The sequence below is a fragment of the Ichthyenterobacterium magnum genome, assembly GCF_003610635.1.
GTDB classification, from domain to species: Bacteria; Bacteroidota; Bacteroidia; order Flavobacteriales; family Flavobacteriaceae; genus Ichthyenterobacterium; species Ichthyenterobacterium magnum.
This window is the reverse complement of sequence record NZ_RAQJ01000008.1, coordinates 1-19,125: the sequence shown is the minus strand read 5'-3', so window position 1 is coordinate 19,125 and position 19,125 is coordinate 1. Positions and strand designations below refer to the sequence as shown.

General features: G+C 30.7%; 19 protein-coding genes. All 19 read right to left on the bottom strand.

From position 1 onward, the window contains the following. Positions 1-2 precede the first annotated feature (2 nt). The 19 genes from BXY80_RS13460 to BXY80_RS13370 all read right to left on the bottom strand — a co-directional run bounded on the left by BXY80_RS13460 (position 3) and on the right by BXY80_RS13370 (position 19,021). The gene (locus BXY80_RS13460) at positions 3-1,376 is read right to left on the bottom strand and encodes a hypothetical protein (RefSeq protein WP_120202818.1); all 1,374 of its coding nucleotides are present in this window, start codon (positions 1,374-1,376) and stop codon (positions 3-5) included. A gap of 873 nt (positions 1,377-2,249) precedes the next feature. Next, on the bottom strand, positions 2,250-2,741 hold the full coding sequence (locus BXY80_RS13450; protein ID WP_120202814.1) for a hypothetical protein: 492 nt from the start codon (positions 2,739-2,741) through the stop codon (positions 2,250-2,252). 361 nt (positions 2,742-3,102) lie between these two features. After that, entirely contained in the window at positions 3,103-3,891 is a 789-nt protein-coding gene (locus tag BXY80_RS13445) for a hypothetical protein (protein WP_147376142.1), read from the bottom strand. 235 nt (positions 3,892-4,126) lie between these two features. Further along, positions 4,127-4,408: a hypothetical protein gene (locus BXY80_RS13440; protein WP_120202810.1), complete on the bottom strand. Its 282-nt coding sequence runs from the start codon at positions 4,406-4,408 to the stop codon at positions 4,127-4,129. Between the two features lie 370 nt (positions 4,409-4,778). Further along, positions 4,779-5,558, bottom strand: a complete 780-nt coding sequence (locus BXY80_RS13435) for a hypothetical protein (protein WP_120202807.1) — start codon at positions 5,556-5,558, stop codon at positions 4,779-4,781. A gap of 201 nt (positions 5,559-5,759) precedes the next feature. After that, entirely contained in the window at positions 5,760-6,098 is a 339-nt protein-coding gene (locus BXY80_RS13430; RefSeq protein WP_120202805.1) for a hypothetical protein, read from the bottom strand. Between the two features lie 158 nt (positions 6,099-6,256). Next, positions 6,257-6,775, bottom strand: a complete 519-nt coding sequence (locus BXY80_RS13425) for a hypothetical protein (protein ID WP_120202803.1) — start codon at positions 6,773-6,775, stop codon at positions 6,257-6,259. 147 nt (positions 6,776-6,922) lie between these two features. After that, positions 6,923-7,411: a hypothetical protein gene (locus BXY80_RS13420; RefSeq protein ID WP_147376141.1), complete on the bottom strand. Its 489-nt coding sequence runs from the start codon at positions 7,409-7,411 to the stop codon at positions 6,923-6,925. Between the two features lie 152 nt (positions 7,412-7,563). Continuing rightward, positions 7,564-8,175: a hypothetical protein gene (locus BXY80_RS13415; RefSeq protein ID WP_120202799.1), complete on the bottom strand. Its 612-nt coding sequence runs from the start codon at positions 8,173-8,175 to the stop codon at positions 7,564-7,566. A gap of 152 nt (positions 8,176-8,327) precedes the next feature. Continuing rightward, the gene (locus tag BXY80_RS13410; RefSeq protein ID WP_120202797.1) at positions 8,328-8,987 is read right to left on the bottom strand and encodes a hypothetical protein; all 660 of its coding nucleotides are present in this window, start codon (positions 8,985-8,987) and stop codon (positions 8,328-8,330) included. A gap of 162 nt (positions 8,988-9,149) precedes the next feature. Continuing rightward, positions 9,150-10,355: an ImmA/IrrE family metallo-endopeptidase gene (locus BXY80_RS13405; RefSeq protein ID WP_120202795.1), complete on the bottom strand. Its 1,206-nt coding sequence runs from the start codon at positions 10,353-10,355 to the stop codon at positions 9,150-9,152. A gap of 176 nt (positions 10,356-10,531) precedes the next feature. After that, positions 10,532-10,813 (bottom strand): hypothetical protein, encoded by a 282-nt coding sequence (locus BXY80_RS13400; RefSeq protein ID WP_147376140.1) that lies wholly within the window; start codon positions 10,811-10,813, stop codon positions 10,532-10,534. Next, positions 10,810-11,259 carry a hypothetical protein gene (locus BXY80_RS13395; RefSeq protein WP_120202791.1) on the bottom strand — a complete coding sequence of 150 codons (450 nt, stop codon included), beginning with the start codon at positions 11,257-11,259 and terminating at the stop codon, positions 10,810-10,812. The genes BXY80_RS13400 and BXY80_RS13395 overlap by 4 nt, the downstream gene beginning before the upstream one ends. Positions 11,260-11,425: 166 nt before the next feature. Further along, positions 11,426-12,307 (bottom strand): ComEC/Rec2 family competence protein, encoded by an 882-nt coding sequence (locus BXY80_RS13390; RefSeq protein ID WP_120202789.1) that lies wholly within the window; start codon positions 12,305-12,307, stop codon positions 11,426-11,428. After that, positions 12,300-12,788, bottom strand: a complete 489-nt coding sequence (locus BXY80_RS13385; protein ID WP_120202787.1) for a hypothetical protein — start codon at positions 12,786-12,788, stop codon at positions 12,300-12,302. The genes BXY80_RS13390 and BXY80_RS13385 overlap by 8 nt, the downstream gene beginning before the upstream one ends. Before the next feature lie 551 nt (positions 12,789-13,339). Next, positions 13,340-13,513: a hypothetical protein gene (locus tag BXY80_RS13985; RefSeq protein ID WP_162843322.1), complete on the bottom strand. Its 174-nt coding sequence runs from the start codon at positions 13,511-13,513 to the stop codon at positions 13,340-13,342. A 1-nt stretch (position 13,514) separates the two neighbouring features. Beyond that, a complete protein-coding gene (gene hsdR / locus BXY80_RS13380) occupies positions 13,515-15,968 on the bottom strand; it encodes an EcoAI/FtnUII family type I restriction enzme subunit R (protein ID WP_120202786.1) in 2,454 nt (817 codons plus the stop codon). 1 nt (position 15,969) lies between these two features. Further along, complete coding sequence (locus BXY80_RS13375; protein WP_162843321.1) at positions 15,970-18,036, bottom strand: N-6 DNA methylase; 2,067 nt, start codon at positions 18,034-18,036, stop codon at positions 15,970-15,972. Between the two features lie 292 nt (positions 18,037-18,328). Beyond that, positions 18,329-19,021: a hypothetical protein gene (locus BXY80_RS13370; protein ID WP_120202784.1), complete on the bottom strand. Its 693-nt coding sequence runs from the start codon at positions 19,019-19,021 to the stop codon at positions 18,329-18,331. Positions 19,022-19,125 lie beyond the last annotated feature (104 nt).

Genomic DNA, 19,125 nt, shown 5'->3' with positions numbered 1-19,125 from the left:
TTCTAGGATGGGCAAGCCCTTATAAATTCAATATATTTTTTCTTAATTACTTCAATAGGATTTCTTTGTTTACTAATGAAGACTTGTGTCATTAATTTTAAATCAGAATCGTCCAAAATTAAAATACATCTTCTTTGACCTGACCAAAGGTCTATTGTATTTTTAAAAACTTTTTTTGGCGGTGGTTTTCTAGTAATAATTATTCCAAATCGACCAAATTGGTCATTTAAATATCTGTTTAGTTGAAAAATATGTTCTCTACTAACCTCCGCAACATTTTTTAATTCAAATACTATTTGCTTGGAATCATAATCGTTATAAATTTCTTTTAGAAAATCAGTCGAAGTGTTATTATAGAAAATCAAATCTCTTATTAATACTCCTGAATCAGTTCTGCTTTGTTCTTGTGCAAAATCTAAATGTGGATATAGTAATGAGGCTAAAAGTTGGCAAGTGTTATCTTCAAACTTTCTATCTGCATTATCTGTCTTTCCAGTAGGTAGTTTTGTTATGGTAGAAATTTTTCTTTTAGCGGAAGTTATAGGTATTTGATTAAAAAGTGGGTCATTTTTACAATCCTCACTTTGTTTTTCCTTTATTGCAGTATAAGCTTTTACTATATCATAATTATGTCGATTAAAATTCAAAAGCTTGATTCTGTCTGGAAATTCATCTCCTTTATTATGAATATTATTAACGTAATAATTTTTAAAATAATCGTCTGGATTTATCCAAGGAATATGTTTCAACCATCTTTTTGGTGTAAATAGAATTGGTTCTTTTGTAATTGGGTTAATGGGTAAATGTGTTTCCTCTTTTCCAAATTCTAATTTCTTTGGATTATAAATATTATTAAGTGTTACTTTTTCAATTGGTATTCCATATTTTTCGCATTGTTCAATTGTGAAATCAACCAAAAAGGATTGAATAAAATTACAAGAAATATCACTAACTCTATCTTTAGAGAAATTTTCAACTAACAATTGTAATTCCTCAAAATGGACAAATCCATTTTTTTGAATTTGTGGAATTGAATTAAATTGATTTAAAATTTTAGCAGATAATTTTTCTCCAATTCTTTTGCCTTTTTTTGTTTTTGAATTCCCAAGTCCAACTTCATCACATTCTGAAGTTCTGATTAATAATTCAATCGCTTCTTTTTCTTTTCCTTTATTGAATAAATGACCAATATGGTTAAAACTATTTGTAATTAAAAGATGCAAAGAAGTATCTTGAAGTGATGGCGATTTCCACATCAAAAATGGGTCAACGTATAAAGGAATATCTTCATCAATAAATGGAATTGCAAAATCGACCTCTTCTTGTGTTATTGGAATATTAAAAAAGTCATTAAGTCTTGGTCGTATTATGCTCATTTTCTAATGTTGGGTAACGTGTTCGTGTATGGTTTCGTTGCGTCTGCACTAAGGTAGTAAATAAACAGAAACCTATTGTTCAGAAGCGACAGAAATTCCGATAGGAATTTCCAAGCAATGAACTATACACGTTGTTGGCAATAGTTTTTTTAATCAAATTGTTTATTTCTTGTTCCGAAAACATAATTTCCTAAAATTATAATCAAACCAATTCCGATTATTAAAGTCAGATAATAATTAAGACCGATATTCACTACATAACAGAATAAAGAAAGAGTTCCGAAAAGATAAAATACTGTCATAATTCTACTTATTAGATTCAGTTTTGGCTTTAAGTCCGTTATTTTTTTAATAATCCGATTTCCCATTTGAAAGTACAAATAGTGAATTCCAAAAATAGCTCCAAGAATAACATAGAAGATATTTTTTTCTAGTCCTTTTATATCAATATTCAACAATCTCAATGTCGAAAGCACATTGAAAAAAAATAGAATAGAAAGACAAAATAAAGTTGACCATTCAGGAATAGATTTGTTCGTTCTCGAAATTGATAAATAAATATTCATGTAAATTATTTCGTAAAAGTTCATTTCTCAAATTATTGCCAACGACTGCGGATATGTTTCGTTGCGTTTGTGAAGGGATTTAAAGCTTGCTTTAAAATACCGAGAACAAGTAAGCGACGAACAAAGAAAAGAACCCTTGCGAAGCAATGAAATATATACATTGTTAACTACTGTAACAATCTTTGGTTATCCACTAGTTTCGATGACAAGTTAAGAAGATTGTAGAAATAAAATAAATATTAATGATAAATAAATTGAATTATGAAAACAAAAACTAAACTAAAAATAAATATGATTTTGTTAATTATCAATCTTTTAGTGCTTGCCACACAACTATTCCTATATTTATGAGAGCAAATAAAACGTTAAGCCAAGTAGCAATCATATTTTTGCTTTCATTTTTCTTGTTTATTTTAGCAACTCTTTTATTTAGCTTATTCGCTTCAATATTTGATTTAGCTAATCTAACTTCTAAATCTAATAGTTTTGTTTCTTTTTCTCTTTGTTTAACATTTTCTTGTTTCTTAATAATAAGATTTTTTTTAATTAATCTAAAACCACCATCATCTAAAAATAATTGTGTTAACCCATTAGGTTCTATTGGCTTATTACGAGCTTTGTGTAATCGATTAAACACTTTAGAATTTATAGATTCCATTTCATCTATAAGATTATTTATTTGGTCTGTATTGAGTTCTGGAAACAAATCTCTTTTAATTAAAGAAGCATTGCATCGAGAATTTACATTCTCTTTTCTTAAAATAAATTCAAGAATTAAATCATATTTTTCAGCATCCATATTTAAAATATTAAGTCAAGGCGTAGCCTTGCTGGGTTCTTTTTTTTGTTATCCGCAGTCGTTAGCTACAATTAGCGGAACAAGTGAAATTATGACTTGTCATTGTTTCGTTCTGCGTATGCGATACCGAAGCGAACATTGTGTTAAGAAACCGTATTTTTTTAGCGCAGCGAATCAGAAAAAATCGAGTTTCAGCAATGGAGCTGAGGTTGAGTTTATTGTAGCTAACGGTTTTGTGTATGATTTCGTTGCGTATTTCAGCAACTAATTTAGCAAATACAAACCGAATAGAAAATCCGCGAGGATTTTCGTAAGTAAGCCTAAACTAGCAATGAATTATACACAATGTTAGCTACAGTTTTTACTTTTCGTATTTGATTTTCCTTGTCAAGACCTGATATTTTTTTCTTTTTCCGTTTACTATTTTGTAAATCACTTTCTTTTTCCAATTCAGATTCTTGTCGTATTGATATTCGTATTCGTAATTCTTTGACTTTATTAAATTTCCGTTTTCGTCATATTCTAAACCATCTAAATCTTTAATTGAAAAGTCAATTTTGTGTTTACTTTCAGATATTGTTTTTCCATTATCATCAAAAACTTTGGTTATAACAAAATTATTCGGATAGTCATATTCAGCGATTTCAGTTCCGTAAGAGTTGGAATTTCGGGTATTCAACTTTAGTTCGATTGGATGTCCATTTTCATTATTCTTTAGAAACGTTTCTCTTAAAAGCTGATTGTTCTGATTTCGGTCAGTAATTTTTATCATATATCCATTTTCATCGTATTCGTAAGTTGCTGTTTCAGAGCTATAACCAATAACTGGATGCCAACGTTCTATTTTTCTTTTTAAACTCCGAATTCCAGTTGAGTCAAAAATTCGGGTTAGTCGAGTTTCCAATTTACCATTTTCTCCATACCTCAATTCGGATGTTATTTTGTTCAAATGGTTTACTATGATTATATCTTTTTTGGTTTCAGTTCCGCTTTTGTTATAGAAAACTGTTGTCTTTGATATTTCCTTTACTTTAGAATCTGTTCTTAAATCAATAGGATTATCGTGACGCAAAGCAGAAAATATGCTTTGAGAATAAGATTCAAAGCAAATTAAATTGAATAGTATTATGAAAGTAGTTCTAATGTTCATTCAAATTGTAGCTAACGACTGGCGTGTATGTTTTGTTGCGTTTGTGAAGGGATTTAAAGCTTGCTTTAAAATACCGAGAACAAGTAAGCAACAAACTAAAAAATAGCCCTCATTGCTTTAGCAATGAAATATACACTGTGTTAACCGCAGTAATTAACACGTATGATTGGTCATACGCAATAGCAATTTAATAAATATATAGTTATGAAAATAACCAATAAGGATATTGCAAGATTTATTCTTTGTGAGAAAAATCGAGAACATCTCTTACGAAGTCGGTTTTGTGCCATTGAGAAAACTTGTCCGTCCAAGCCAAGAGCTTTTCGTCAACGACTTCTTCTATTTCGCTTGGTAGCGTTCCTTTACTTAGTTCTAATATTTCTAGTTGTGTTTTTAGTATTGCTCTATTGTAATAGTCATTGTATAGGTTTTTTGAAATAAAGTGAAGAATTAACTGTCCGTTATCAAAATTAAGTTTTGGATTGTTTAATTCATTTTTCAGGTCATCAAAATTCATAATATGGTTTTTAAATTGATACTATATAAAATTTTAAGTCACCAACGCAGTTGGTGCAAGGGCTATTTTTTAGTTACACGCCAGTCGTTAACCGCAATTAGCGAATCTTTAGCCTTTTGGTTAACCAAATTGCGGATTTGCGTATGTGAAACCTTGTCATTGCGTTTAAAAATTTTTAGCGTAGCGAGGCAGAAAATTTTAGCAATGATGAGGTTGAGGTTATTGCGGTTAACGTGTTTGTGTATGGTTAGTTGCGTGGTTAAGCAACTAATTTAGCAAACAAATACGAACCCGAGAAAATTCCGAAGGAATTTTCCAAGTAAGCACTTGCCAAAGCAATTAATTATACACGTTGTTAGCCATAGTATTTTTAATTTCCGAATGGACTTTTGGCGTTCATAAACGGACTTTCAAAGGTTGTCCAATCAGTTGTTTTTAATGATTTCCCATCAGTATTCATTGGTGTGAACCTAACTTTATATTTTCCTTTATTCTTATAAGTAAATGCTCCTGCACACATTCCGTGTCCAACATTTAGCTTACCATTCCATTCTTTAATGTAAAATACTTTTTTATCGTTAGTGCTCAAGTCAACAACTTCTGTCTTATACCAAATTTCAGATTCCGATTTATTTTTTACATTAAAAATTGCATTTGCCGATGGTCCACAACCATAGTGTATAACTTCGGTCTTTTCAAATTCAACATTCAAGTTAGAATCCAGGTTTTCGAGTTCTTTTTTGTCCGTCGTTTTCCAATAGACTTTTTCTCTTACCTTTTTTTCTCTGTTGTATTGCTTCATTTCTCTTCCCTCATTTTCGGTTTGGTCAGAGTATTTAAGATAGTATTTTGTATTAGGCTTTAATTCCGATGTTGGACAAAATATAGCTTGAGTTAATTGCATTTGTCCAGTATAAAATTCTTGAAGATTCAGTTCAATTAATTCTCCATTTTCACTTTCAAGGTATACTTTTCTGTTTTTAAAACTTTTTATTGTTTTTTGACTAAATGCATATCCTTGAATAATGAATCTTGAATTCAAGCCAATTTCTTTTGTTTCTGGAAAGAAATACATTGCACTCATTGAACATTCCGCAAATGCTGTTTTAATTCCGAAAGTCAATAATAAAAGAAGTATGATTTTTTTCATAATGTTAGTTTCTTAAATGACCTCAAATATCGTTCCGTTCATATTATGGCTAACAACGTGTTCGTGTATGGCTTGTTGCGTTGGCGAGAACTAAGTTAACAAAAGAAAACTAACCATTAGGAAAATCCGCAGGATTTTCCGAGTACACACAAACCAAGCAATTGGTTATACACGTTGTTGGCTGTTGGCTAATTCAGTTAATTATCCATGTCCAACAATATCTTTATCCCAATCCAACCATTTGTTATATATCAAATTTTTTAGGTTTTCCAATTCCGAGTGTTTTTCCGCAAGAGGATAAACAGATTCTTTCATTTTTTTCATTTGAGAATCCGTCAAGTTTTCATTCCATACTAATTCCGTTCCGTATTTTATTATTCCATTTATATGTTCATGACTGAGTGCTTTCTCAAATTTATTCCAATCTGATATCAACGTCTCAGTGTGTCTTTTTTTTCGTTTAGATAACCAGATAAAATATCCGATAAGTATGAGTAGAGGAGTAGAAAAAGTAATAATAAGTAATAATCCGTTATCCATGTTTTTTTTCCGAGCTTACTGCCAACGTTGATGTATATTGTTTGTTGCGTGTTTCAAGCACTAAATTTAGCAAATAAAAACCAAATAGAAAATCCGAGAGGATTTTCGTAAGTAGGCTATTACTAGCAATAAATTATATACGGTGTTAGGCAACGTATTTATTTTGCACAAGTTTTAAATTTCCCTTTAAATTCTCGCTTTATAATTTCGTCTTTTACTCCTTGTTCTTTTAGTTTTCCAGCAGAATAGTTTTGGGTCAGATAGATTGAATAATAGCCTACTATTTTTTTTGACTCAAAAGGGTTTGAATTCAGTTTTAATTCAACGCTATCCACTATAAAAGTCATTTCACTTCCATCAATTACATCGGTTGATTCGTCATATTCAGCTTTTATAATTTCCAGTTGTGAATTCAGTTCAAGAGTTATGTAATGTCCTGTAAATCCATCGTTGGCGTTGTTATTTATTATAATATTTTTTCCAGCTTTTTTTAATTCGAACATTTTATCAACCAATTCATATTCCATTTTGCAATCGTGTGGGAAATATGAATCTTCTTGGTCATATGAATTAATTTCAGATATTTCTGCTAGTCCTAATTTTTCGTTATTCGAACAACTGAAATTGAGAATAATTACAGAAATCAGTAGAATGTACTTTCGGATTGGTTTTTTCATATGTTGCCTAACGTGTTTGTGTATGGCTATTTGCGTAGGCGAGAACTAAGTTAACAAAAGAAAACGAACCAGAGGAAATTCCGATAGGAATTTCCAAGTAGGCTAGAACCAAGCAATTGGTTATACACGTTGTTGGCAAATCGTTTTTTAATTAGAGTATAATTCAAAGTTATCAAGCATAAATTCATTCAGTTTGATTTCCTCTTCACTTAAAACTCCATCTCCGTTAACAGAAACAACTACAATAGCTTTTTCTTCTGAGTATATTTTCCAGAGCCAGTCGTTGCCATCCTTTTTATATTTTCCACTAATTTTTAATCCGTTTCCGAATTGTTCTATTTTCGGTTCTGTTTGTAATTCATATCCTTGAGTAACTTCAGTTATAAATTCTGTTAGCACTTTAGCATCAACTTCTCCGTTTGATTCATATCCAGAAAGAGTCATATTTGTTTCTCCGTTCTGCGAAGTTATTGTCACAATTCCGTCTTCATCTTCGTTTACAAAATAATCTTTCGGATGAAATATGTGATATCGTTCCGTTGCTGGAATATATTTAATCATTTCAGTTTTTGACATACAGGATGAAATAAATGAAATTAATATTAATGCTATGACGAAATTTAATTTTGAGTTCAATTTTCAAATGTTTGCCAACGTGTTTGTGTATGGCTTGTTGCGTTGGCTAGAACTAAGTTAACAAAAGAAACCGAACCAGTAGGAAAATCCGCTAGGATTTTCCGAGTACACACAAACAGAGCAATTGGTTATACACGTTGTTAGCTAACGTTTTATTTTAATAATTCCACGAAAGTATTATTTGTCCAAACCTCAGTATCGATGGCGAAATAATTCCTATTCAGATTTAATTTTTCTGGAGTAGAATCTATTTTAATAAATCTTAAATCACTAATATGACCTTCGAAACTCAAATTTCCGTAATTTTTATAATCAAACTCAATTATATTTTTGTCAGTTCTAATTTCTTCATGAATTAAAGAATCATTGACTTCTTGTAAATAAGTAAATATTACATTTCTAGAATGTATTTTAGAATCAGGAACACTATCAGCAGGAGAATAGAATCGTATTGTACCTTTTAAAAAAGAGTCAGTTTTTTTTCCACTAATTTTTAACACATAATGTTTACTTCTAGAATTATCAAGTATTCCATTTTTAAAATATCTTACTTGGTTCCAAAAGGTGTCTTTTTCTTTAGAAACATAAACTTCATATTCTTCTCTAATATCTTTATCATTGTCATAATAATAGTTGACTACACGATATGTTTTTGTTGTATCTTTCTCAGTTTTAGTCTGTTCTGCTATTGGTTTGTTTTTCTCTTTTTTTTGACAACTAACAATTGTTAAAATCAGAAGTAAAATTATTATCGATTTGTTCATTTCTCAAATGTTAGCTAACGTGTTTGTATATGGTTTGTTGCGTGTTTTAAGCATCTAATTTAGCAAATACAAACCAAATAGAAAATCCGCGAGGACTTTCGTAAGCAGGCGAGAAGCCAGCAATAAATTATATACGGTGTTGGCAACAGGCTTTATTCACAATTATTATAATCTTTAACAATTTCAAATAATTGGTCAGATTTATATTCGCCATTATTAATTTTTTGAACTAATGGTTTACAGTCAGAAAAGTATCTAACAGCAGTTTTCTTGAATGACTTAAAAATATTTGCGAAAAATCTATTACTAACATATTTTTCATTACTTTTTTTTACATAATACAAGCTCTTATCGTTTTGAATAATTGTAGTACTATTTCCATTGTCCAAATACATATTTTCAACTCCTTTTTTTAGGTATAATGAAACTTTTCCTTCAATAAGAACTTGCATTAGCTTTGATTTATTCTTTTTAGTTGGTACAAAAGTATATTTAGCTATTTTACTTGAGTTTGTTTTCACAATAAAATATTCAACTTCATCTTTTTTATATTTCACTTTCTTTTTCGATTTTTTCGATTTTTTAAAGAAAATTTTATTGGTTCCGCCAACACCTCTCAAACCAATTAAGTCTTTTGTGGTTGAAGAATTCTCAAACTTAACCACTCCTTTTAGAGTATCATTATTTTTTAAAACTAATTTTCCTGAATACCATTTATTTGAAAAAGTTCCATTTTTACCTAATGATACTTGAGAAAAGCTAAAATTAGATATTAGTAAAAAAAAGATTATTAATTTCAATTTATTTTTCATGTTCGTTATTTTTTACAGCTTGTTGCCAACGTGTTTGTATAAGATTAGTTGCGTGTTTTAAGCACTAAAGTTAGCAAATAAATCACAGATAGAAAGTCCGCGAGGACTTTCGTAAGTAGGCTAAAACCAGCAATTAATTTTATACGGTGTTGGGCGTAGTTATTATTCATAAAATGCTCTTCTAATTACATTTCTCAAATCTTCTTTTGGTTTTATATGAGTTATTAAATTCAATTCCTCAATTCTATATTTTATTGAAGTCTTGCTAATTCCAAAATATTCAGACAAATAATCTATAGTTTTATAATAGTCTTTTTGATTAATTCTCTGTTCGTCTAAATATATATGATATGGACGACTAATTCCTATGCTCGAACGAAAAGCTGTTAAATGCGGAATAAATAATATTTTTGGTAGAAATAGAGCAATAGCAAATTTATTAGCTTGCCACTCAATCCAATTCCTATCATTTACTAAATCGTGTCTATCTGTAAAGAAATTATATTCAGAATCTTGAAAGTCATTATATTGTTCTTGATTAACTTTCAATTTGCTATGAAGAAAAAAATGTCCTAATTCGTGACCTAATACAAAACGAAATTTTTCAGTTTCTAATACAGATTTATCTATAAATATTTTTTTTGCTTTAAGGTCAAAAAAGCCTGATATTTTTTTTCCGTTTACTGTTTCTAAATGTTGAGTGAAATCAAATTTCAAATCATATTCATATTCTAAATGCTTAATAAAACTGTCGATATTAATACAAAAGCGTAAATCGTTATATTTTTGCAAAATTGGAAGTGCTAAATTCTCAATTTTTTCTGCTGTTAATTTTTTTAAACCTTTTACTTTCTTTAATCCTAAAGTCTTTTTGATGAAATTAAAGAAAATTTTATCTGGATTATTCTTTTCTTCTTTCTTTTCGTTTTTTTCAGTTCTGTGAAGTAGAATAGAATGGTTGTCTTCTTTATCTACTTCGATTAACATCATTCTCTTGTTTTTTGCAAAAGTTAAACCTCCTGACTGAAATTTGTTGTCAGTTATCATAACTCCTTTTACAGCACCTCCAGAAACTTGGTTAAATTTAGTATGAAATTCTTCTACGTCATCTACAGGAACATTGTGTCCTGAAGGCGAACTTTTACATTCAATAAGATATAATAAAGTGTATCTTTTCGCATTTTTTGGCCATATTTCGATAGCCAAATCAAAAATTATTTCTTTTTCTCGGTCTTTAGAATAATAACCTTTTTGCTTATAAACAACAGCAGAGCTTTTAGAAATTCCTAATTCGTCATTCTCGATTGCTTTTTGAATCAAGTCATATGATTTAGCCTCAAATTTGTCTCCGATTTTTACTGTGTTCATTGATTTTCTCGATGTCTTTTTTTAATTACGCCCAACTTGTTTATATATGGTTTGTTGCGTGGTTTAAGCACCTAATTTAGTAAATAATTACTGACAAAGAAAATCCGCGAGGATTTTCGTAAGTAGGCAATAAGCCAGCAATAAATTATATATGTTGTTGTAGCACGTTTTTTTATTTATGAAAGAACAATTAAATCTATTATTATTCCAATTATTAAAAGTCCAAGTATTTGTAAATATCCTGTTTTTATTTTTTTCTTTCCTAATATTACAGAACTTCCAATTACAATTCCTAAAATTCCCATAAAAATAAAGAGAATTAATGTCCAGTTTGGATACATAAAAGCAAATAAAATATTTGTAAAATGATATTGATATAAAAGAATTCCATAATGGTAAATCCAAAATATTGACATTAAAATCTGTAAAATTCCGTTAATTTTAGATTTGTTATTCAAGCTTTTGTTTTTAGATTCCAACCCATAATTCCACCAACTAAAATTGTTGGAATTATTCCAAATAGAATTATCCAAAATAAGGGTTTAATATAATAATCGATTAAAGCATTTTTCAACCCGTTTTCTTGTCCAATATTTTCAATTCCTTCTTGTAGAAAACCAACTGTCGAACCAAAAAATATTCCGATTAATAAGATTGATAATAGACCAATTATTCCAATTAAAATAGAATTCCAATTTTTATGGTTAATTAAATATTCCATTTTCTTTCCTATGTAATTTCCTGAAATATAAAGAGCTGTAATTCCAATTCCTAAATTTAAAGGCCAATCAGATATGATGTCAATCAAATCACTAAACTTTCCAAACATAGAAATAATTATAATTCCTGCAATTATTAGGTTTACAGTAATTCCAATATATGCTAAATTCTTTCCTTTATTCAATGTTTTCGGTTTTTCACTCAAATGTGCTACAACGGTCTAGTATAAGAATAGTAGCGGATTTTTACGCACTAACTTTTCGGTTAAATGCAGACCTTCTTTGTATTTATTTACTTTCGTTTTAGCGATTAAACCGCTATTATTTTTATACATTGTTGTAGCCAGTGCTTTATTCCACTTTTACTGATAAAAAGTTTTTATAATTCGGGTCAGACGAAAAACCAAAGGAAACAAGAACTTCTCCATCGGAATTTGTTGTTAAACATTTTCGGTCTTTTGAAATACCTGTACTTTTTTTATATACTGACCAACCTCTACTTTTTGCAGAGTACCTTGCGTTTGCACTTGTTTCACAAAACCTTCCATCAGACACTACTGTCAATCTAGGATTAACTAAATCCATAAAATCTGTATTGTAGCCAGATTCTCTTCCGTGATGTGGTGCAAGTAATATATCTGAATTTTTAATTGCTTTTTTAAATGATTCCCTTAAGAGCAATTCCTCAAATGAACATTTTTCATTATCTCCAGGTATTACAACTTTAATTCCAGCATATTCAATTACAGTTACTATACTATGATTGTTAAAATTATTATGGTTACAACTAGAAGGGGTAAAGGATTGAATATTTAATCCTCCCCAATTATCAGGATTTGATGCACTATCTGTGCTATCAGCACCTACAGGTGAATTATAACGGTCATTAATTTCACAATATTTTTTAAACTTGGGCTTATCCTTTTCTTGAACTCCATCCATTACTTCCTTGTTCGTAATATGTTTTGGTCGTCTAAAAACTTTTGGGTCCAAAAGGTCAAAATTTAAAATATCATCAATGTGGTCTAAATGAGGATGAGTCACAATTACGTAGTCAAGTTGCTTAACTCCATAATTATTTTTCAGATGTTTTAGTGGACTAAACTCTATGTTACTTCCAGAATAATCTCCCGTTCCTAAATCTATTACGATATGTCTGTCATTAGGTGTTTTTATATATGCTGAATGTCCGTGTTGAACATCCCAAAATACAACTGTACATTCTTTACTCATCTAAATTTGCTTTTATTCGTTTGGTTATAAATTTTGTCTGTTTCTTATATGATAAAACAAACAGAACAAGTAGAAAAACCAACCCTATTGTTATATTCCAATTACTCAGCCATATAAGTTTACTTTCTAGCCAATTATAAAATTTTAAAAAACCAATTGTTACTATAAGGGCGATAATTGTCCGATACATATTATTAACCTCAGATAGTAAATCAATTTTTTCATCTTTTTTAGAAGCTTTAACGAAGTCCTTATAATTCTCAAATTTGGTTATCTTCATTTTTTTCAAAATCGGTGCAATAATTAATGAACCAATTCTACTAATTATCATACCTAAAAAATAATAGACAAATGCATTAGTCAGAATATCAGTTGGTATAGTTAAGTCATATTCTTTAGTCGCCCAAAAACCAAATACAGCTCCGGGAAGTAGATAATTGAATATGTTATAAGATGATATTTTTTCGAGTATTTCTTTCATTTTGTTTTAATCTATGCAGTTCATCGCATTGGCTACAACTAAGGGGTTAAACGTAGTTCAGCTATGATAACGAAGATACAATAAAATGGATAACAATTCTATGATAAGCCTCTTCCTTATAAGATTATGGAATTGTTCATCAATTAGATGATGTTAATCATCGTAAATTGCCATTTTATTTTATTGGGAGTTAGAGAAGCTGTACCAAATTACTTTTAACCGACGATGTTACACGTTTTAGCTCGAAGCTTGCTAAAGGCGATATACTTATATTTAGTTCAAACTAGTAATTTGGTTTAACCCCTTAGATGGAACACATTTACTTTAAGGACGGGAGTGCGAAGCACGAAGTAATTAAAGTTCGCCTTTGGCGAATGTGTTCCATCGGTCTTGTGTATGAAACGTAGCGTATAAATAAACACTAACTTTTCGGATTTAGCACGAGCCGAATTTTTTATTTTTATGTTTAATTTTCTTTTATAAATATAACCAAATAAAAAATTTGGCGTACTTTGTAAATATACAAAAACCTCTCGAAAAGCCTGTAATAGCTATGTTTTATACACGTTGTTGTGCATAGTGCTTTTTCCGTTCAGCTTGTCTTTCCGATGTTTGTTATTTAGTTCTAAATTGAGCGTTGGCAAGACATACTCTTTTGCAATTTTTGGCGTAGCGTTGGCTTTAGCGAATTGCGAATGTGTATGGCTTTGAGCGTTGGCTTTCATTCTAAATTGCTCTTTCTTGATATAAGTATTCTTGAAATCCGATAAAGGTTTCTCTAATCGACTTAATATCTCCTAATTCACGTTTTGCATCTGCAATAGCTTTGTATTTCAATTCCAATAAATTCGGAAGTTTAGAATCGTCTAATTCGTCAACTCCTTCTTTTACGTATTGTTCCAACACAAAATTCAAAAACTCTTGTTGCTTTTGGTTGTAATCATTCATTTGAATTTTTGCTCTTCCTGCTCTTTCCAATCTTGGAACAAGGTCTTTGTGATAAGCAACATAACTTAACACATCAAAAAGGTCGCTATCTTCTCCGTGAATTAGGTTTCTCAAATCTTCTAATTGCGAATTTGTATATCCTTTTTCGCTTAATTCTGTGAGCAGTTTTTTACGAGTGCTTGGTAAACTCCAAAGTTGGCGTAATTCATTTTCGTTTGTAAAGAATGTAGGTAAATCGCCAAACAATTGTTCAATAAATTCTTGAGAGGAAATCGGTTTTCCTGTTGGGCTCCAAAATGAAGTTTTAACCATTGAATCTATTTCTCTCACTTTGTTATCAGAGAGTTTAACTTTTATCATTCTTCTTGGTGGCGTTTCACAAACACAAGGAATATTATCACATTCAGGACAAGGTTCAGGTTCAGGTCTTTCGCAAACACAAGGTGTTTCTCCACAAATATTGCAAGGTCTTGGTGTTCCTCCTCCTGTTGGTTGTTCAGGTTCTAACGGTTCTCCATCCCATTCTGGGTCTTGGAAATGATTGTGAGCATTAACGAAATCAAAAATTGTAAAATAATCTTTTCCATCAAAAAGTCGAGTTCCTCTACCAACTATTTGTTTAAATTCAACCATTGAATTAACTGGTCGCATTAAAACGATATTTCTAATTTCAGGTGCATCAACTCCTGTACTTAACTTCTGTGAAGTTGTTAGAATTGTTGGAATACTCTTTTCATTATCTTGAAAATCTCTTAAATGTTGCTCTCCGATTTTTCCATCATCCGCAGTTACTCTATGGCAATAATTTGTATTTCTACTTTTGGCATATTGATTAATTAAATCTCTAACTGCTGCTGCATGAATTTGAGTTGCACAGAAAACCAATGTTTTTTGGTTTTGATTTATAGAATCCATGAAGAGTTTTACTCTGTATTCTTCTCTTGCTTTAATCTCAATAATTCTATTAAAATCAGCTTCTGTATATTCTCTACCTTCTTCAATTTCGCCTTCTACTTCATCATCAGAAGTATAGGTGTAATCATCTATTGTAGTATCTATTTCTTTGACTTTAAAAGGCGTTAAGAAACCATCATTAATTCCGTCTTTTAATTTATAACTATAAACTGGCTCTCCAAAGTAATCATAGGTATCTCCATTTACATCTCTTCTTGGTGTTGCTGTTAAACCCAATTGTACAGCAGGCGAGAAGTAGTCCATTATTGCACGCCAAGAACTTTCGTCATTTGCACCACCTCTGTGGCATTCATCAATAATGATAAAGTCGAAAAAATCATTTGGATATTGACCGAAATTAAAATTAGAAACATCATAAACTACTTGTGGTTCTGCTGCTTGCAATTCCTCTTCTTCTTCAAATTCCGTTTCCGTTTTAACATTGGTCATGAAACTTTGAAAAATAGTAAAAAAGATACTTCCGTTTTTTGGAACACCACCTTTCTTTTTAATTTCGGAAGGTCGAATACGTACCTTGATATTTTCATCTATTGTATCAAATGCATTGAAAGCATTAAAAGCTTGGTCTGCTAAAATGTTTCTATCAGCCAAAAACAAAATTCTTGGTGCTCTGCTTGCATCACGTCTTAAATTCCATTTAGCATGAAATAATTTCCAAGCTATTTGAAACGCAATAGCTGTTTTTCCTGTTCCTGTTGCCAATGTTAGTAGAATTCTGTCTTTTTTTTCAGAAACAGCTTCTATTACTTTGGCGATTGCATTCTGTTGATAATATCTTGGTTGCCAAGTTCCACCTCTATCCTCAAATGGGATTGCAAAAAGGCGGTCTTTCCAATTGGCAATTTCAATTTTGTAATCTTCTTTGGGTGTTGGGTAGGTCATTTCCCAAAGCTCGTCTGGTGTTGGGTATTTAGATACATCTCCTTCTGTAGCTTCTTCTATATCTATTCCGTAAATTTTTAAACCATTTGTAGCATAACTGAAACGAATGTTGAGGCGTTCTGCATAATCTTTGGCTTGACCAACTCCATCTGTATAATATAAATCTCTTTTTTTTGCTTCTATTAAACCAATTCTTCTGTTTTTGTATTCTAAAACGTAATCAGCAAAAAGAGGTGTTGCTCTTCTGTTTTGACCAATTAAACGACCTTTGGTAATAGGAAACTCCAAACGCAAACGACTGCCTTCAACAATTCCCCAACCTGCTTCACGCAATGCTGGTTCTATTAAATCATGTTTAGTTTGTGCTTCGTTCATGTTAATTTTCTGCTAATTCATTATTTTCAATTAAAAACGGTAAACCAGAAACAGATAATTTAAGCTCTTCAATTAAAGCTGAATTTGCTTTAATATTAAGTTCTACTTGGTCTGTGATTTCTTTCATCCTATCCAAAACTTCAACTATTTGATTTTGAATTTCAATTGGTGGAATAATTAAAGGACAATCTAAAATATCCGATTTCCTCAAATTAGTCTGGTTTTCTCCATTATTGAATTTTAAATAGTGCTTGTTTCTATTTAATTGATAGTATAAAAATTTACTATTAAATCTATCTGAACGTATTGCACAAATACGTTGATTCAGAGAATATTTATCATCTTCATCAATTAAGAAGCATTTTGCAAGTGCTTTTCCATTTGGTACATCACTCATCACGAGAACTACATCATTTTCGAATAATGGAAAAATTTGATTTTGAGTAAATTTACGTACTTCTCCTTCTGTCGAAATAAATTTAGAATTTACAACTACAAAATCGCCATTGATGTCAATTGCTTTTTCATGTGCTTTACCATTAAAGAAATCACAGGATTGACCTAATGTACTTATTTCCCATTCTTCTTGCCTGTTGGAATCCAAAGCCTGTAAGTATCTCTGAAAAAAACCATCATTTAATAATTGATTTGTTTCATCATTAAGTGATGTAATCTCTTCAACAATATCATTTGGTAACCTGTCAGAAATCTCATCCGCTTTATTTGGGTTACTTATTTTTAAATCAAAACTATTCTCGTCAATTTCGGAAACGTGAGTAAACCAAGAATTGTCTGAAACTTCAAAATTGTTCTGCTTTTCTAAAAACTCTACTAAATCATTATCCGCTAAAGGTGAACGTTTACCTAAACTTCTATCAACTTTAAGTTCGTAAGTCCAAATCTTTTTTGTTGGTGAACCTTTTGTGAAAAATAAAACCACAGTTTTTTGACCAACTCCAGTAAAAGTACCTACTGGTAAATCTAATATTGTATGTAAATCACAACTTTCTAATAAATGTTTCCTTAATGAAATAGAAGCATTATCGGCATTACTTAAAAAAGTGTTTTTTATAACTATTGCAGCTCTACCACCAGCTTTTAAACTTTTAATAAAATGTTGAAGAAACAGCGAAGCTGTTTCTCCTGTTTTTATATCAAAGTTTTGTTGAACTTCTTTTCTTTCTTTTCCGCCAAATGGTGGATTTGCTAAAATTACGTGATAACGGTTTTTCTCTTGAATATCACGAATATTTTCTCCCAATGTATTTACATGAATAATATTTGGTGCTTCAATGCCATGAAGAATCATATTCATAATTCCAATTACATACGCCAAATTCTTTTTCTCTTTTCCGTAAAGCGTTTCTTCTTGTAAGGTTTTAAGATTGTCGGTTGTTTTTTCCATGCGTTCGTACATGTATTCGTACGCCTCGCATAAGAAACCACAAGAACCTGCTGCACCATCATAAATTTTTTCGCCAATTTGTGGGTCAACTACGTTAATCATAGCTCGAATTAATGGTCTTGGTGTGTAGTATTGTCCACCATTACGACCTGCATTTCCCATGTTCTTAATCTTGCTTTCGTACAAGTGACTTAATTCATGTTTATCGGTTGAAGCTCGGAAAGGCAATTCGTCTGCGTATTCTAAAATTTCACGCAAGTTGTAACCACTTTGAATTTTGTTTTTTAGTTCAGAGAAAATTTCCCCAATCTTATATTCAATGGTTTTAGGATTATCAGCTTTTTGTTTGAATTCTGCTAAATATGGAAATAAACGGTTATCTACAAACTGAACCAAGTCTGGTCCTGTCATAGCTTTGTGATGGTCTAATTTTCCGTCAGCACCTTTTGGCATTGCCCAATTTGGCCAACGATATTCTTCATCTAAAATGAATTTGTATTCTTCTCCTTTTAATTCCGCTTCGTCTGCTTTGTCCTGTTCTAATTCGTCCAAGTAGCGTAAGAACATAACCCAAGAGGTTTGTCCTATGTAATCTAATTCACTATCTGCACCTGAATCTTTGTAAAGCAGGTCGTCTATATTTTTAAATGTTTGTTCGAACATATATTTTATTTCTTCTTTTTATCGCTGTTGTCGAGCGTTGGCTAAAATAGCTCTTTTGTTTTTTTTAGCGTTGGCTTTTGCGTTGGAAAAAAAACAAATGTGCTATTTATGCGGCTGGCTTTTATAGTTCAAATTTTCAATGTTTTGTCGTTTTTCCGCATTATGCACAACGAGTTTGTGTATGATTTCGTTGCGTGTTTCAGCAACTAAATTAGCAAATACAAACCGAATAGAAAATTCCGAAGGAATTTTCCAAATAAGCACTTGCCAAAGCAATTAATTATACACGGTGTTATAAACAGGTTTTTAATTCAGTTATTTTTGCATTTCCAAATTCAGCTTCTTGCAATTGTAAAAGTTCCATTTTACATTCGTCAAGTGATAAAATTTGATAAATATTCTGGTCAGTAGTTTGGTCAAGAGTAAATATTAAGAAAAAGTTCTGTTTAATTTCTTTGACTAACCAATATCCTTCATCGTCCCAGCTTTTATTTATCAGAGCATTTTTCTTAATCGGTTTCTCAAACATAACGTCACGAAAGAAAAATTTATCACTGAATTCTATATCAATTTCTCCGTTAATTTTCTCAAACTTATTTTTAATCAAAAAGTCCTTAATTAGTTTTTTTTCAGTATTCAATTTGTGATTTAAGTTCAGAGGTCGAAATACGTGCATCATATTTTGTCCAAAGTCAATTCCAATTGAGTCTTTTCGGTAAACTTTAAAGTCAACATTTAGAGTGTCGGTTGTCATAAATAATCTTGACTTTTTCATATCAATTTTTATTTTGACAATACTGTCCGAATTTATAGTTCCGATAGTTTGATTGTCAAAGTCGATTAACACTCCTTCATTCCCAGAAGTGTACATTGAATTTGTGTCAATAACATAATTCTGATATGACATCCATATTCCGTTAACTTCTTGAGCTTCGCAAGATGTTAATCCAATAACTAAAAATATTAATTGTAGTACTTTTTTCAACTTGTTTATAACGGTCTCGTATAACCGTCAGTTACGGGATTAAAGATAATGATTTTCGGTTAAGCACTGACTTTAGCAATTCCGAGTGGATTCGGACGTAGTCG

Bases quoted from the DNA above. Each gene is read 5' to 3' on its own strand.
- BXY80_RS13460 (WP_120202818.1), bottom strand. From the start codon at position 1,376: ATGAGCATAATACGACCAAGACTTAATGACTTTTTTAATATTCCAATA.
- BXY80_RS13450 (WP_120202814.1), bottom strand. From the start codon at position 2,741: ATGGATGCTGAAAAATATGATTTAATTCTTGAATTTATTTTAAGAAAA.
- BXY80_RS13445 (WP_147376142.1), bottom strand. From the start codon at position 3,891: ATGAACATTAGAACTACTTTCATAATACTATTCAATTTAATTTGCTTT.
- BXY80_RS13440 (WP_120202810.1), bottom strand. From the start codon at position 4,408: ATGAATTTTGATGACCTGAAAAATGAATTAAACAATCCAAAACTTAAT.
- BXY80_RS13435 (WP_120202807.1), bottom strand. From the start codon at position 5,558: ATGAAAAAAATCATACTTCTTTTATTATTGACTTTCGGAATTAAAACA.
- BXY80_RS13430 (WP_120202805.1), bottom strand. From the start codon at position 6,098: ATGGATAACGGATTATTACTTATTATTACTTTTTCTACTCCTCTACTC.
- BXY80_RS13425 (WP_120202803.1), bottom strand. From the start codon at position 6,775: ATGAAAAAACCAATCCGAAAGTACATTCTACTGATTTCTGTAATTATT.
- BXY80_RS13415 (WP_120202799.1), bottom strand. From the start codon at position 8,175: ATGAACAAATCGATAATAATTTTACTTCTGATTTTAACAATTGTTAGT.
- BXY80_RS13410 (WP_120202797.1), bottom strand. From the start codon at position 8,987: ATGAAAAATAAATTGAAATTAATAATCTTTTTTTTACTAATATCTAAT.
- BXY80_RS13405 (WP_120202795.1), bottom strand. From the start codon at position 10,355: ATGAACACAGTAAAAATCGGAGACAAATTTGAGGCTAAATCATATGAC.
- BXY80_RS13390 (WP_120202789.1), bottom strand. From the start codon at position 12,307: ATGAGTAAAGAATGTACAGTTGTATTTTGGGATGTTCAACACGGACAT.
- BXY80_RS13385 (WP_120202787.1), bottom strand. From the start codon at position 12,788: ATGAAAGAAATACTCGAAAAAATATCATCTTATAACATATTCAATTAT.
- BXY80_RS13985 (WP_162843322.1), bottom strand. From the start codon at position 13,513: ATGAAAGCCAACGCTCAAAGCCATACACATTCGCAATTCGCTAAAGCC.
- hsdR (WP_120202786.1), bottom strand. From the start codon at position 15,968: ATGAACGAAGCACAAACTAAACATGATTTAATAGAACCAGCATTGCGT.
- BXY80_RS13375 (WP_162843321.1), bottom strand. From the start codon at position 18,036: ATGTTCGAACAAACATTTAAAAATATAGACGACCTGCTTTACAAAGAT.